General features: G+C 35.3%; 15 protein-coding genes. 7 read left to right on the top strand and 8 right to left on the bottom strand.

Annotation, left to right across the window (positions count from 1 at the left end):
• The first annotated feature begins 127 nt into the window (after positions 1–127).
• Entirely contained in the window at positions 128–352 is a 225-nt protein-coding gene (locus ACP7AT_RS00300; protein WP_426062377.1) for a hypothetical protein, read from the top strand.
• 293 nt (positions 353–645) lie between these two features.
• Here ACP7AT_RS00300 and ACP7AT_RS00295 read toward each other — a convergent pair whose 3' ends face one another.
• The 3 genes from ACP7AT_RS00295 to ACP7AT_RS00285 form a co-directional block, all read right to left on the bottom strand.
• Complete coding sequence (locus ACP7AT_RS00295) at positions 646–1302, bottom strand: aspartate kinase (protein WP_426062376.1); 657 nt, start codon at positions 1300–1302, stop codon at positions 646–648.
• 108 nt (positions 1303–1410) lie between these two features.
• Positions 1411–1770, bottom strand: coding sequence for a YraN family protein (locus ACP7AT_RS00290; RefSeq protein ID WP_426062375.1), 360 nt, complete (start codon positions 1768–1770; stop codon positions 1411–1413).
• Positions 1771–1954: 184 nt separating this feature from the next.
• Entirely contained in the window at positions 1955–2851 is an 897-nt protein-coding gene (locus ACP7AT_RS00285; protein ID WP_426062739.1) for a S66 peptidase family protein, read from the bottom strand.
• Positions 2852–3117: 266 nt separating this feature from the next.
• Here ACP7AT_RS00285 and ACP7AT_RS00280 point away from each other — a divergent pair, with 266 nt between their 5' ends.
• The 3 genes from ACP7AT_RS00280 to ACP7AT_RS00270 all read left to right on the top strand — a co-directional run bounded on the left by ACP7AT_RS00280 (position 3118) and on the right by ACP7AT_RS00270 (position 6586).
• Positions 3118–4227, top strand: a complete 1110-nt coding sequence (locus ACP7AT_RS00280) for an endonuclease/exonuclease/phosphatase family protein (RefSeq protein ID WP_426062374.1) — start codon at positions 3118–3120, stop codon at positions 4225–4227.
• 40 nt (positions 4228–4267) lie between these two features.
• Positions 4268–4807: a 3-hydroxyanthranilate 3,4-dioxygenase gene (locus tag ACP7AT_RS00275; RefSeq protein ID WP_426062373.1), complete on the top strand. Its 540-nt coding sequence runs from the start codon at positions 4268–4270 to the stop codon at positions 4805–4807.
• A gap of 231 nt (positions 4808–5038) precedes the next feature.
• Positions 5039–6586, top strand: a complete 1548-nt coding sequence (locus tag ACP7AT_RS00270; RefSeq protein ID WP_426062372.1) for an aldehyde dehydrogenase family protein — start codon at positions 5039–5041, stop codon at positions 6584–6586.
• Between the two features lie 294 nt (positions 6587–6880).
• On the opposite strand, the gene ACP7AT_RS00265 is transcribed toward ACP7AT_RS00270, so the two are convergent.
• On the bottom strand, positions 6881–7606 hold the full coding sequence (locus ACP7AT_RS00265) for a metallophosphoesterase family protein (protein ID WP_426062371.1): 726 nt from the start codon (positions 7604–7606) through the stop codon (positions 6881–6883).
• 367 nt (positions 7607–7973) lie between these two features.
• On the opposite strand from ACP7AT_RS00265, the gene ACP7AT_RS00260 reads away from it, so the two are divergent.
• On the top strand, positions 7974–8750 hold the full coding sequence (locus ACP7AT_RS00260; RefSeq protein WP_426062370.1) for an alpha/beta fold hydrolase: 777 nt from the start codon (positions 7974–7976) through the stop codon (positions 8748–8750).
• 19 nt (positions 8751–8769) lie between these two features.
• On the opposite strand, the gene ACP7AT_RS00255 is transcribed toward ACP7AT_RS00260, so the two are convergent.
• Genes ACP7AT_RS00255 through ACP7AT_RS00240 form a run of 4 tightly spaced genes read right to left on the bottom strand, consistent with a single transcriptional unit; the run spans position 8770 to position 12078 of the window.
• Entirely contained in the window at positions 8770–9909 is a 1140-nt protein-coding gene (locus ACP7AT_RS00255) for an ATP-binding protein (protein WP_426062369.1), read from the bottom strand.
• 53 nt (positions 9910–9962) lie between these two features.
• Positions 9963–10352, bottom strand: a complete 390-nt coding sequence (locus ACP7AT_RS00250; protein WP_426062368.1) for a four helix bundle protein — start codon at positions 10350–10352, stop codon at positions 9963–9965.
• Positions 10353–10405: 53 nt separating this feature from the next.
• Entirely contained in the window at positions 10406–11158 is a 753-nt protein-coding gene (locus tag ACP7AT_RS00245) for an SDR family NAD(P)-dependent oxidoreductase (RefSeq protein WP_426062367.1), read from the bottom strand.
• Positions 11159–11205: 47 nt separating this feature from the next.
• On the bottom strand, positions 11206–12078 hold the full coding sequence (locus ACP7AT_RS00240; protein WP_426062366.1) for an aldo/keto reductase: 873 nt from the start codon (positions 12076–12078) through the stop codon (positions 11206–11208).
• Between the two features lie 212 nt (positions 12079–12290).
• Between ACP7AT_RS00240 and ACP7AT_RS00235 the strand changes: the two genes are divergently transcribed.
• Both ACP7AT_RS00235 and ACP7AT_RS00230 read left to right on the top strand, forming a co-directional pair.
• Entirely contained in the window at positions 12291–13295 is a 1005-nt protein-coding gene (locus ACP7AT_RS00235) for an AAA family ATPase (RefSeq protein ID WP_131908066.1), read from the top strand.
• Between the two features lie 101 nt (positions 13296–13396).
• A complete protein-coding gene (locus ACP7AT_RS00230) occupies positions 13397–14260 on the top strand; it encodes a DUF58 domain-containing protein (RefSeq protein ID WP_091203440.1) in 864 nt (287 codons plus the stop codon).
• Positions 14261–14314: the final 54 nt, after the last annotated feature.

Below are 14314 nucleotides of genomic sequence, written 5' to 3'. Positions count from 1 at the left end.
AAAACGAAATAGATTTAAGATTAATTTATTTTTTAATATCTGAAAATAAAACAGTTAGTCAAATTTTAGGATTTGTTTTTTTTACACAATCAAAAGAGATAACTTTGTTAAACTAAAATTTTAAGTTATGAATTTAGCCATTAGAAAATATAATTTTATTCAGGAGTTGACTATGATAGACGAAAGTTTATTGGAAAAACTTGAAATTATTTTAAAAACTAGTAAAAAAGATTGGTTCACTGATTTAAATTCAGAAGAAAAACAGGAAATTGAAATCGGTTTAAAACAAGCAGAAAACGACGAATTTATTAGTCATGAAACCGTAATGAATAGATTTTCTAAATGGCGTTAAAGATCAAATGGACGCCACAAGCCGATAAAGGTTTGGCGGTGGTTATTGAATATTTGGCGGCACAATGGACTTTTAGAGAAATTTTGCAATTGTAAGAAAACATCAACCAAGTTACCAATCAGATTAGTCTTTTCCCTGACTTATATCCAAAATCTGAAACCTGTAAAAATCTTCACAAAGCAACAGTAGATAAAAATAACTACTTGGTATATCGAGTAGATTATAAAAAATCAAGCATTGAAATAATTAATTTTAGAGGAACTAAACAAAAACCGAAATATTAGAAAACCAATCTAATTCTTCAAGTCCTTAATTACTTTGAAAGCCACGTCTACTTGCGCTTCGCTTACTAAAATCGTGAACTCGTTTGAAGTCGAAATTACTTCATTAATAATAATTCCCTCCCAAGCCAAACGTTGAAAAATAAAATAGTAAATTCCAGGAACGACAATATTTTCTTTCGGTAATTTTACGGTAATCGAAGCCAAATTATCTAGTTTTTGAATCAATTTTTCATTGGCAAAATGCTTATCAACCAGATTATTGATGCTGTTACTAACCACAATGTTGGTTTCATTTACGCCTCTGGATGAAGTGTAAAAAATATCTGGAAGTGAATTAATATCCGTAATTAAATCGGCTTGTTTATTCAAAACAGTGTCGGACGCAGCAAAGGTGTAATCAGTCAGGGCCGAACGAACGGTGATTTCCCCAATATTTTTGATGACTTTATTTATCTTGTGATTTAACCTGAAATCCAGTTCTTCTGTTAGTCTTTTTAAAGCCATAACAACCGCACCTTGTTTTACTTCCTTGCCAAATTCACTTTCCAGTTCGGTCATTATGTTTCTGGATAATGAGGTCAGATTGATGATGCCTAATGATAACGCATTCAGCAAAAAAGGCTTTGTTTTGATGTAATTTTCTACAATGGAAGAAACAGTTTTCATGATGTAATTTTTTAGTGTGTTGTTATTTTACGCGTAGTTAGTGTGAAAATAATGTGCAAATATAAATAAAAAACATTTTGTTACAAATATAACAACAAGAAAAAACAACTAAAAGTAATAAAAAGCATCGATAAGGTGCTCAATTACAAAAGATTTCCCTTCTTTATGGACAGCGATAATGTCAAAACGGACTTCAATATCTAAATTTCTTTCATTTACAAATGCGTCTACTGCTTTGACAAGAAGCTGAATTTTTTTTGGTTTTACAAAATCTTGTGGCGATCCAAATTCTAATGAGGAACGTGTTTTGACTTCAACAACAGCAAGTGTGTTTCCTTTTTGGGCGAGAATATCTATTTCAGCTTTTTGGAAGGTCCAATTGGTTTGCAAAATAATGTAGCCGTCTTTCCGTAGAAATTCGACTGCCAGTTCTTCTCCAATTTTGCCGAGTTCGTTGTGTTCCGCCATAAAAAAAGTGTTCAGTGTTCAGTTGCAGTATTCAGTTTGTAAACTTATGCAATCAATCTCGACGCTTCGGGACGTTAATATGCAATCAAAAATCCAAAACGATTTTCAGTGTAACAACAATTATTCTCAGTCTGCTTCTTTTTGGTTTCTTCCACTTTTAGAGTGAGAAGGAGTCAGGATTTTTTTATTCAAAAATCAGCGTACTGCATTTTTCATTGACATTAATCGTTACATTATTTCCTAAAATTAAGGCTCTATTATCTTGAATATGGCCGGCAGGAAAATTATATAAGATAGGAATATTATATTTTTTGGTAACATCCTCGATAATTTCTATGGCATTTTTCCCCCATGGAATGTCATTATCTTTCATTTTTGTCATGGAACCTACAACAATTCCTTTGATGCTTTCCAGACATCCATTTCGTTTTAAATTCATCATCATGCGGTCAATGTGGTATAAATATTCATCTAAATCTTCTATAAACAAGATTTTATCAGCACAATCAATCGCGGAGGGTGAACCAAACAAACTGTATAAAATCGATAAATTTCCACCCACTAATTCTCCGGTAGCTTTTCCGGGTCTATTCATCAGGAAAGGATCAATTTCGTATGAGAGTTTTTCGCCAAACAACGCAGTTCTCATGGTTTCTATGGCTTCTGGAGTTGCTCTAGGAACGGTTATTGGCATGATTCCATGAATGGATTTGTAACCCATTGTATTCAAATGATTGTGTAAAACAGTCACATCACTGAAACCAACAATCCATTTTGGATTTTTTTTGAACGCAGTAAAATCCAGTAAATCGATCATTCGTACGGTTCCATATCCACCCTTAACGCACCAAATGGCTTTGATGTTTGGATTGTCCAGTTGTTGCTGAAAATCGGCGGCACGCTGCTCATCAGTGCCGGCTAATTGGTCTTTATCTAAACCTATTGTGCTGCCTATAACCACTTCCAGGCCCCAACTTTTCAATAAATTAATAGCGGGTTTCAAGTTGTCATCTGTATTTTTTCTGGCTGTTGCCAAAATAGCTACGGTATCTCCTTTTTTTAAACTAGGTGGTGTAATCATGTTGTATTGGGCTTGACTGTGGAAAGATTGTAAAACAAAAATAAGCAATAGAAATTGATATAAAACAGGATGCTGTTTTTTAAAAGGGAATCGGTTTTTGTTCATGCGGAATTACTGTTCTAAAAAAATTAACTAGGAAGTCTTTAAAATGACAAAAACAAAGATAGACAATTAGAAAACAAATATAAATTCACCTCAAATGACTATTTTTACAATAACCAGATTCTAAATGGGGTAAAATCAACGGCGGTAAACAAATGATGCTTATGAGAATTGTGCACTGGATTCTTCTTTTATTTTTATTTTTTCCAACAACAAAATCAAATGCGCAACAAAAAAAATATGTCATTCACACCGTTGCGTTTTATAATTTCGAAAACCTTTTTGACACCATAAACGATCCGGATACTTTTGATGAAGAGTGGACTCCAACTGGTTTGCAGCGTTGGACCTACGATAAATACGAAAAGAAACTGGCGAATTTAGCCCGAGTTTTATCGGAGATAGGTTCTAATGAAAATACTGATTCACCTACATTCATTGGCGGATGCGAAATAGAAAACCGGGGCGTTTTGGAAGATTTAGTGAAACAGCCCAAACTAATCGAGAAAGATTACGGAATTATCCATTTTGATTCGCCTGACAAAAGGGGAATCGATGTGGCGCTGTTGTATCAGAAAAAGAAATTTCAGCCCACGAGTTACAATAATATTCCGTTATACATTTATAAAGAAGGAACTGTTACGAATGAAAATTCCAAAGCCAATGCTGAAGAAAAAACAGATGATGAGTTGCAAATAAGCACCAAAAATTATCGGGTTTACACCCGTGATCAGCTTCTGGTAACTGGATTTCTCGATGGCGAGGAAATCAATGTCATTGTCAATCACTGGCCGTCGCGTTCTGGCGGAGAGAAGAAATCAAGTCCGTTTCGTGAAGCCGCAGGAGCATTAAACCGAAAAATAATCGACTCTTTGCAACGGATAAATCCTGATTCAAAAGTGATTGTTTTGGGCGATTTGAATGATGGACCGTATAATAAAAGTGTCAAATTTGGGCTTGGCGCCAAAGCAAAAAAGGCAGATGTGCTTCCGTTCGGAATTTACAATCCATTTGAAGAAATGGCCAAAAAAGGATTTGGAACCATTGCATTTCGAGATGCTTGGGATATTTTTGATCAAATAATGGTTTCCGAAACTTTACTTCAAACGGATTATACGAGTTTTCGGTATTGGAAAGCAGGAATTTACAACAAGTCATTCTTGATACAAACCAGCGGACAATACAAAGGATATCCGTTACGACATTCCGCCAGCGAAATAGGATTTAGCGACCATTTCCCCGTCTATATTTATTTAATAAAGGAAAAAAAATAACGATTTATTATTTCATAACTTTACATTTAAAATAAAAATCATGGCAATAGCAAAATCTTTCAACCTCAATAAATGGATTGACGAAAACCGTCATCTGCTCAAACCGCCCGTTGGGAACAAGAATTTATACACAGAATCCGGTGATTATATCGTTATGGTGGTTGCGGGTCCAAACGCCCGAAAAGACTATCATTACAATGAAACCGAAGAATTGTTTTACCAACTTGAAGGCTCCATAAAAGTAATTATTCAAGAAGACGGTGAGCGAAAAGAAATGGAATTACATCCCGGTGATATGTACCTTCATCCCGCTAAAATTCCGCATTCTCCAGTTCGTTCCGAAGGTTCTATAGGACTTGTCATTGAACGAAAAAGAGCCGGACAAGGATTTACAGATGGCTTGCTTTGGTTTTGTGATAATTGCAATCATAAGCTTCATGAAGTATATTTTGAACTTGTTAATATTGAGAACGATTTTCTACCTCATTTTGAATATTTCTATAATTCAGAACACTTGAGAACCTGCGAAAAATGCGGGACTATAATGGAAACCGACCCAAGATTTGTTGCTAAAAAATAATTCAATGCTGAATTTATATCGGTTTTAGGAGCTAAGTACTTCGTCAGTTCGCTTCGCTCGTGTCCGCTATCCGTTCTATCTTTTGCGGTCTCGTAAAAAAAACGAGACCACAAAAGGATGCCACTCGTATCGTGGCTAAAAAGCGTAAAATAAAAGTAGCAATGTTTACTATTTCACGTTAAATCAATATATTTGTAAAAAAATATAACAATTTTTAATAAAAAAGTTACAATGATAACAATAGCAGATCAATTCGGAATCAAAGACGCCCTTAAGCAATTAGGGATTGAGGAGATAAATGAAGGAACATCAACTGGAGCAGCTAATTTTGCCAACGGAAAAATCATCGAAAGTTATTCACCAGCAGATGGCACTTTAATTGGAAAAGTAAAAACATCTTCTAAAGAGGATTACGAAAAAGCGATGCGAAAAGCTTCAGAAGCGTTTCTGGAATGGCGTATGGTTCCAGCTCCTAAAAGAGGTGATATTGTTCGTCAGATGGGAGATGAATTAAGAAAATTCAAAGAGCCTCTTGGAAAGCTGGTCTCTTATGAAATGGGAAAAAGTCTTCAAGAAGGATATGGTGAAGTACAGGAAATGATTGATATCTGTGATTTTGCGGTGGGATTATCCCGTCAATTGTATGGATTAACAATGCATTCTGAAAGACCTTTGCACAGAATGTATGAGCAATACCACCCAATAGGAACTGTTGGAATCATTTCAGCATTTAACTTTCCGGTAGCTGTTTGGAGTTGGAACGCAATGATTGCGTGGGTTTGTGGTGATGTTGCGATTTGGAAACCAAGTTCAAAAGTACCTTTATGTGGAATTGCTTGTCAAAATATTATCAAAACAGTTTTAAAAAGAAATAACGTTCCCGAAGGCGTCAGTTGTTTAGTAACTGGGAACGAATCAGGAGATTTAATCAACAATGATAAAAGAATTTCGTTAGTTTCTTTTACAGGATCAACCAGAATTGGACGTCACGTATCAAAAACCGTTGCAGAACGTTTTGGAAATACCATCCTTGAATTAGGAGGAAACAATGCTATTATCGTTTCGGAACATGCGGATATCAGTATGGTATTGGTTGGAGCCGTTTTTGGAGCGGTAGGAACAGCAGGACAACGTTGTACATCAACCAGACGTTTAATTATTCACGAAAGTGTGTATGATAAAACTATCAGTGTACTGAAAAATGCCTACGGTCAGCTGCAAATTGGAAATCCATTGGATGAAAATAATCACGTTGGACCGCTTATCGATAAAGGAGCTGTTCAGGATTATTTAAATGCGATTGAAACCGCCAAAAAAGAAGGCGGAAAAATCATCGTTGCAGGCGGATTGGTTGAAGGCGAAGGATATGAAAGTGGTTGTTATGTAAGACCATGTATCATTGAGGCTGAAAATCATTTTGATATCGTTCAAACAGAAACGTTTGCTCCTATTTTATATGTAATGAAATACAGCACGATTGAAGAAGCGATTGCGTTGCAAAACGGAGTTCCACAAGGACTTTCTTCTTCTATTTTTACAAACAGCATGAGAGAAATGGAATTGTTTCTTTCTCAATCAGGTTCTGATTGTGGAATTGCCAATGTAAATATTGGTACTTCCGGAGCAGAAATTGGTGGTGCTTTTGGTGGTGAAAAAGAAACCGGTGGCGGACGTGAATCCGGTTCTGATGCATGGAAAGCCTACATGAGAAGACAAACTAACACGATCAATTACGGAACCCAATTGCCATTGGCCCAAGGAATAAAATTTGATTTGTAGGACCAAAATATAATATACTAAAAAAGGCAATTTGAATATTTCAAATTGCCTTTTTTAGTATTACAAATTCCTTGGAAACTTATTAAAAAAAACACAACAATCTTTGTGATGTAATCTAACCCGACGTACACATCGAAAAAAAACAAAACCTTTTCTACAGCAATAATAAAATCCAAAGTGCCCAGACAAAAATATTTGACTTAAACAATCTTTTTTTATTTTTTAAAGCTCGTACAAGTGTTAATGTAACAGTAATAGATCACTTTTTAGCACAGGTTAAAGAAAATAGGACATTTAATTTCTTCCTTTCTCGTCAAAATACAATTGGTCCAAAGGTTCGCTTTGCCAGAATTGTTTGGTATCAACATCCATAATGCTCAATGGTCCTTTGAAAGCCGCTCCGGTATCTACGTTCCAAACATTTGCTTTTTGAACGGGAGTCGTTTCACCTATTCGGGTGACGGGCGTGTGACCGATGTAGATTTCTTCGTACAAGGTAAAACGTTTTGGATAAAACGGGTGCTCCACTTTCATTTTTGTGTCTAATGCCAATGCAGTTTCCCACAAAGTTCTGTCCCAATAGAAAAGTCCCGGGAAATATTCAAAATCAACACCATTCATATTAGTAAAACCAGCATGAACAAACAGACGACGTTGCTCATCCAGATAAAAATTTTCCAGCGATTTTAGGAATTCAATGTGCTTTTGCTTTGTTTCTTCATTAACGGATTCGTAGGCCAATACCGTTGCTTCCCCGCCATGTTTGTACCACAAGAGATTGTCTTTGCTTTCGTCAAGCCATTCCAGCAATAAATCATCGTGGTTTCCGCGGATGCAAATGCAGTTTTGTTTGGTTTTTAAATCAATGATAAAATCAAGTACCTGAGGAGATTGACTCCAGCCATCAACGTAATCTCCCAGAAAAACAAGGGTGTCTTTTTTAGTAACGTTAGCTCTTTCCATAATTTGGTGCAATGCTCGCAAACCACCGTGGATATCGCCTATAACAAGTGTTCTCATGGACTTTTTTTCGTTTATTAATACAAAAATAGCAGAAAATGAATACTATTTTTCAAGTTATAAAATTAAGTAAAAGAGTGATGAACGAAGCTTTTTTGGTTTATTTATTTTAAAAAAATAAAAGAATTTGTATTTTAATATAAAATTGAAATATCACGGTTTTAGGTGATTGTTTTATTTAGTTTTTCAGATTAGTTTTACAAATAATTAAACTTTTTTCAAATGAGTACATTACTTGCGTTATCGTTACTGTTGGCCAAAATGATTTGTCAATTTTTAAAAGAATTGTTGGCTTTTATATAGAATTATAAATCAATAAATTTGTGTCAAAACTATTAGTGCAATCAGATATGCGCTCGAAATTTATATGAAAACATACCTACAAATACTAGTTTGTTTGCTTTTGTTCAGTTGTATGTCCAATAAAAACGTAACAAATGCTAAAGTCAATAATCAGGAATTTGAAGTCAAGTCAGATAGTGCCAACTGGTTGGACAGTTCCAGAAACAGATTAATTCCGGTCGCGTTTTATAATTCGATTGTAAAAGATAAAATTAGAAATCAACAATTGGTAATTGTAAGTCATGGTTATGGAGAAAATAAACCCGGCGCAAATAAATCGTACTCATATTTAACGAAAAAATTAGCGTCTAAAGGCTATTATGTAGTCAGTATTCAGCATGAATTACCAACGGATGATTTGTTGCCTTTGACAGGAATACCTCGAGTTGTACGACGATCAAATTGGGAAAGGGGAGCAGAGAACATTCTCTTTGTTTTAAACGAATTGAAAAAAATAAAACCAGAATTAGACTTCAAACATGTAAATTTAATTGGACATTCAAACGGAGGTGATATGACAGTTTTGTTTGTCCAGAAGTATCCAGATTTGGTTAATAAAATAATTTCTTTAGACAACCGAAGAATGGAATTACCAAGAACTTCTCAGCCTAAAATCTACTCGCTTCGTTCGAGCGACCAGCCTGCAGATGAAGGAGTTTTGCCTACTATTGCAGAGCAGGAAAAGTTTGGAATAAAAATTATTAAACTCGCCAATACCATTCACAATGACATGAATGATAGAGGGAGTAAAAAACAAAAAAGAGAAATTAATATGTATGTAATGGGATTTCTTAGCGAATGATATATCTAAAATAGGGCATTTACTGCACATCATATTTCATCTTTCTCAAAATCCGCAACGCTTCTTTAAACGATAAATATACTTGGTTGAAAGGTTTCAAAAGTACTTTTGCATCAATCAGTTTTTGTTTGGCTTCTTCAAAACCGTTCAGGTAACAAATCATGAAGGTGGAAGGCAGGTTTTCTAAATCTTTATGCTCTCTTTCGGTTAAAGAAAGTCCTTTCTGGAGTTTTTTTAGCAAAGCAATATTGGTATTGTAAATGTGAAAAAGCATTTTCTTGTTGAATTCTGGCGGCTGAAAAAGAATCTCTCTTTCAATTTTGTAATAGCCATTGTCATGAAAATGAATGGTCTGTTTTTCTAAAGGATAATAGCTGGTTTTGTCGTTCAAACCTAAAGGAACATATTCAATAATGGTAAAAGTATCATCATCAAAAGTAATTTCGACCACATCCTGAGCCGAATAAAAAAGCTTGATTTGTTCGTTTATCAATTCAATATCGACGCGTGATAAATAGGTTTTGTCACGCGATTTTTTTGCGACACCTGCCCAGCAAATCACAAATAATTCTTTAAACACTTTATATTTTGGCGCCATATCCTTGTGGCGAAAATTCATGAAATCAATCACGCCATCAAGTGTGTTTTCGATGCTGTTTCGAGAGTTGTTTTCTATGCCAATTACGGTTTCTGTGTTTTGGTAATTTTTTTCAATTTCGCCTTCAATCGGCATTGTGTTACTGCCTCTTCGGATAAAAACACTGTTGGCAGGAATTGTGTAAATTCCTTTTTTGAAATGGGAAGTTTTGCTTTTTGGCTTGACCGTTACCAGTCCGATAACTTTATCTTTTGGTAAATTTGGAAAAGGTACATTTTCGTACTGAATTTTGGGAGGATTTTCCAGATAAGCATTCACTAGATTCTGAATCCTGCTGTCGTCAAAAAAATCATCGCCCACAATAATATTGTCTTGATCTTCGACACCCACAACAATATAGGAATTATTTGCAGGATTTGAATTGGATAGTGCGCAAATGTGCTTAAGGAACTTGGCTTTGCCTTCCCGTGTATGCAAATTCAACTGACGCTTTTTGTCATAAAAACTACTCTCATCATTGTGAGCGAGCAGGTTCTTGATAAGAATGCGTTTGTTGATCATTTGCAATTAATTATTATTTATTTCTATTTTTTATTGTTTTTAAGTCACAGTTATTAGTCATATTTTGAACCTTTTCTATCAGAACTTTTTAAAAAATTCATGAATTTTGAAATTTGGTCGATTATATTTTGAGATTTCAAAGTTAACTCCAAATAATTTTCTTCGTTGATATGTTTTCTGTCGAAGGTTCTTTGCAGTTGTGCTTTTGTTTCACAGCATGAACCTCTTGAATAACTCAGAAAAGTAATAAATTCTTTGTTTCCTCCTCGGCCAAAACCCTCCGCAATATTATCCATAACTGATCCGGAAGAACCATTGATTTGATCTTTCAATTTATAATCTTGACCAAGAGTGGTGTTTTGAATTAAATGCCAAACATGATTGCTTTGTTCTCTAGCTAATTGATAAATTGCCATTTCCTCAAAAGAATTGTAATTCGACATATTTCAGTATTTTATAAGGAATAATAAAAATAAATAATAATTAATGGTGAAAATTAATCTCTTTTTAAAATAGTCGCTGCGGCTTGTGCTGTCGGCAAAACCATTAGATCAGCAATATTTACGTGATACGGTCTAGAAACTACAAAGTGAATAATATCAGCGATATCTTCTGGATGTAATGGTTCAAAACCTTTGTAAACATTGGCGGCTCTGTCTGCATCACCCTTGAAACGCACTTCGCTAAATTCAGTTTCTACCGCACCGGGATTAATGGCACCAACGCGAATTCCGTAAGGATTTAAATCCATTCGCATAGCTTGGTTTAAGGCGTCAACGGCATGTTTGGAGGCGCAATAAACGTTTCCGTTTGGATATACTTCTTTTCCGGCGATGGATCCAATGTTGATAATATGACCTGATTTTCGTTCAATCATTTGCGGAATTATGGCTTTTGAAACATATAAAAGCCCTTTGACATTGATGTCAATCATGGCGTCCCAATCGTCTAAATCCCCGTTTTGAATAGGATCTAAACCATGCGCATTTCCGGCATTGTTAATTAAAACATCGATTGTAGCAAAGGCTTCCGGTATGGAATTGATGTTTTCAAAAACCGCTTTTTTATCCCGAACATCAAAGGTTAAAGTATGCACTTCTGTAAATTCCGAAAGTTCTTTTTTAAGATCATTTAATCGGTCTTCGCGGCGTCCGCAAAGAATAATTTTATAGTTATTTTGAGCTAATATTTGCGCTGTTGCTTTACCAATTCCGCTGGTAGCTCCAGTCACTAAGGCTGTTTTAGTCATGATTTTTTTATATTTTATATTCTAAAGTTTCTGAACGGAACACTAATTTAGGCTACATTATTTCCCATGCTTTCTGCCCAAATAGCAAACCAATCCTCTTGGTCTAATTCTAATTCAACAGCTTTCATCAGTGATTGAATTCGGGCCACATTCACCGTTCCCGCAATTGGAATTACTTGTGCCGGATGTTTTAAAATCCAAGAAAGTAAAATGGAATCCGACCCCAAATGGTATTTTGAAACTAAAGTCGCCAGTAATTTTTTCAATCGTCTGGTTTGTGGAATATCTTTTCTAAAAACAGATCCCAGCGGATTCCAGGACATAGGACGAATTTTGTTGGCTTGCATGTAATCAAAACTTCCATCGACCATAGGCTCAAAATTTGTTGCCGAAAATTGGACTTGATTGTACAAAACTTCTGTTTTTTGTCGAATCAATTCGGTTTGTGTAGCCGTGAAATTAGAAAGTCCAAAATCATTAATTTTACCATCTGATTTTAGTTTTAAAACCGCTTCGGCAATTTCATCAGCCTGCATCAATGGACTTGGTCTGTGTAATAAAAGAACATCCAGATAATCCGTTTGTAGATTTTTTAAGGAATTTTCAACAGACCAGATAATGTACTCTTTTGAATATTCGTAATGTTTTATGGTATTATTACGGTTTTCCGTTACCATTTGGATGCCGCATTTTGATATTAATTGCATTTTTTCTCTGGCAATTTTACCCGAAGCAAATGCTTTTCCAAAATCAGCTTCGGTCGTGTAATCCCCATATATATCGGCATGATCAAAAGTAGTAATTTTGTTCTCCAAACATACGTTAATCATGTTTTCCATTTCTTTGGTGTTGAGATTTTTATCCCAAATTCCCCAATTCATGACACCCGCTACAACAGGGGATAATTTTGTTTTATTCATGGTTTTTATTTTTTAATGATATTCATAATTCTACTATTTCAAAGTATATTTTTCAAAGTTCTTAAAAATATAAAAATTGTATCATAATTCGTCCTTAAAATTAGAGTTTTTGTCGAAGTTTTAACCATTTATTAACATCTTACTTCTAAAAAAAAATTCAATTTGCACCTTCAAAACGAAGGCATTAAATTCAAGGTTTTAAAAATAATAAAATGGAAGAAAATACATCGACTTTAGATATCAGAGCAATTAACGAAAAAATTGAAAGAGAGAGTGCATTTATAGACCTTCTCACGATGGAAATGAACAAGGTTATTGTGGGTCAAAAGCACATGGTGGAGCGTTTATTAATTGGACTTTTGGGTCAGGGCCATATTTTATTAGAAGGAGTTCCCGGATTAGCAAAAACTTTAGCAATAAATACTCTTTCACAAGCCGTTCAGGGATCTTTCAGCAGAATACAGTTTACGCCAGATTTATTGCCAGCCGATGTTGTAGGAACAATGATTTACAACATTAAGGCTAATGAATTTTCGATAAAAAAAGGACCAATTTTCGCTAATTTTGTCCTTGCCGATGAGATTAATCGTGCTCCTGCCAAAGTGCAATCGGCATTATTGGAAGCGATGCAGGAAAAGCAAGTTACTATAGGCGATACCACTTTTAAACTAGACCGACCATTCTTGGTTTTGGCTACTCAAAATCCAATTGAACAAGAAGGAACTTACCAATTACCTGAAGCGCAGGTCGATCGTTTCATGCTAAAAACGGTGATCGATTACCCAAAAATGGAAGATGAGCGTTTAGTGATTCGCCAGAACTTGAAAGGAAGTTACGAAAAAGTAAATGCAGTGGTTTCGGTAGAACAAATTTTACGTGCTCAAGAAGCAGTTCGTGAGGTTTATATGGATGAAAAAATAGAAAAATACATACTTGATATCATTTTTGCCACGCGTTATCCAGAGAAATATAAATTGGCTGATTTAAAACCATTAATCAGTTTTGGAGCGTCACCGCGTGGAAGTATCAATTTGGCGACGGCCGCAAAATGTTACGCCTTTATTAAACGTCGCGGCTATGTAATTCCTGAAGATGTTCGTGCGGTAGTTCACGATGTGTTGCGTCATAGAATTGGAGTTACTTACGAAGCGGAAGCCGAAAATATTACTTCAGTAGACATCATTAACAAAATTGTAAACGAAGTAGAAGTACCATAAGCAGTTGGCAGTTTTCAGTGATCAGTTTTCACTTAGAACGCATTAATGACTTATGAATTAAATAAAACTTTTTGCCTTTGCGCCTTTGTGGCAAGAAAAAAATGGAAACAAAAGACCTCTTAAAAAAAGTACGAAAAATAGAAATTAAAACCCGAAGATTGAGCGATCACATTTTTTCGGGAGAGTATCATACGTCTTTCAAAGGGCGTGGAATGACGTTTAGCGAAGTGCGTCAATACCAGTACGGAGATGATATTCGTGCCATTGATTGGAATGTAACCGCACGCTACAATGAAGCACACGTAAAAGTTTTTGAGGAAGAACGAGAGTTGACCATGATGTTGATGGTTGATATTTCGGGTTCAGAAAGTTTTGGTTCGAAAAATCAATTCAAAAAAGATATTGTTACGGAGATTGCCGCAACGATGGCCTTTTCGGCGACCCAAAACAATGATAAAATAGGTTTGATTTTGTTTTCAGATGAAATTGAATTGTACATCCCGCCAAAAAAGGGAAGATCACACGTATTGAGAATCATTCGGGAATTGATAGAGTTTCAGCCGAAAAGCCGTAAAACAGATATTGCTCAAGCCTTAAAATTTTTATCGGGAACCCAAAAAAAGAAAGCGATTGTGTTTGTAATTTCTGATTTCATGTCGGAAGATTACGAGCAAACATTAAAAATAGCCTCCAAAAAACACGATATAACGGGGATTCGCGTATACGACATTCGAGAAGAAAAAATGCCGGATTTAGGGATGGTTTCCATGCTTGATGCCGAAACCGGAGCAATAGAATTGATAAATACCGGTTCGAAAGCAGTTCGAATGAATTATGAAAAACAGTACCGCGACAAAGTAAACTATTTTAAAGAGACATTCAGTAAATCAGGTTCAGGTGTTGTAAACACAAGGGTTGACGAAAGTTATGTGACGAAATTGTTGAGCTATTTTAAATCGAGATAAAACGAAACCTAGCCCTACCAGAGTTTTAAACCCTGACAGGGTTAACTAGATAAA

Source organism: Flavobacterium sp. DSP2-3-1 (assembly GCF_049896865.1).
In the GTDB taxonomy this organism is placed as follows: domain Bacteria; phylum Bacteroidota; class Bacteroidia; order Flavobacteriales; family Flavobacteriaceae; genus Flavobacterium.
This window is presented reverse-complemented; position numbering and strand designations above follow the sequence as displayed.

Excerpts from the sequence above, each read along its gene's own strand:
- ACP7AT_RS00300 (WP_426062377.1), top strand. The coding sequence starts at position 128 with ATGAATTTAGCCATTAGAAAATATAATTTTATTCAGGAGTTGACTATG.
- ACP7AT_RS00295 (WP_426062376.1), bottom strand. The coding sequence starts at position 1,302 with ATGAAAACTGTTTCTTCCATTGTAGAAAATTACATCAAAACAAAGCCT.
- ACP7AT_RS00290 (WP_426062375.1), bottom strand. The coding sequence starts at position 1,770 with ATGGCGGAACACAACGAACTCGGCAAAATTGGAGAAGAACTGGCAGTC.
- ACP7AT_RS00285 (WP_426062739.1), bottom strand. The coding sequence starts at position 2,851 with ATGATTACACCACCTAGTTTAAAAAAAGGAGATACCGTAGCTATTTTG.
- ACP7AT_RS00280 (WP_426062374.1), top strand. The coding sequence starts at position 3,118 with ATGAGAATTGTGCACTGGATTCTTCTTTTATTTTTATTTTTTCCAACA.
- ACP7AT_RS00275 (WP_426062373.1), top strand. The coding sequence starts at position 4,268 with ATGGCAATAGCAAAATCTTTCAACCTCAATAAATGGATTGACGAAAAC.
- ACP7AT_RS00270 (WP_426062372.1), top strand. The coding sequence starts at position 5,039 with ATGATAACAATAGCAGATCAATTCGGAATCAAAGACGCCCTTAAGCAA.
- ACP7AT_RS00265 (WP_426062371.1), bottom strand. The coding sequence starts at position 7,606 with ATGAGAACACTTGTTATAGGCGATATCCACGGTGGTTTGCGAGCATTG.
- ACP7AT_RS00260 (WP_426062370.1), top strand. The coding sequence starts at position 7,974 with ATGAAAACATACCTACAAATACTAGTTTGTTTGCTTTTGTTCAGTTGT.
- ACP7AT_RS00255 (WP_426062369.1), bottom strand. The coding sequence starts at position 9,909 with ATGATCAACAAACGCATTCTTATCAAGAACCTGCTCGCTCACAATGAT.
- ACP7AT_RS00250 (WP_426062368.1), bottom strand. The coding sequence starts at position 10,352 with ATGTCGAATTACAATTCTTTTGAGGAAATGGCAATTTATCAATTAGCT.
- ACP7AT_RS00245 (WP_426062367.1), bottom strand. The coding sequence starts at position 11,158 with ATGACTAAAACAGCCTTAGTGACTGGAGCTACCAGCGGAATTGGTAAA.
- ACP7AT_RS00240 (WP_426062366.1), bottom strand. The coding sequence starts at position 12,078 with ATGAATAAAACAAAATTATCCCCTGTTGTAGCGGGTGTCATGAATTGG.
- ACP7AT_RS00235 (WP_131908066.1), top strand. The coding sequence starts at position 12,291 with ATGGAAGAAAATACATCGACTTTAGATATCAGAGCAATTAACGAAAAA.
- ACP7AT_RS00230 (WP_091203440.1), top strand. The coding sequence starts at position 13,397 with ATGGAAACAAAAGACCTCTTAAAAAAAGTACGAAAAATAGAAATTAAA.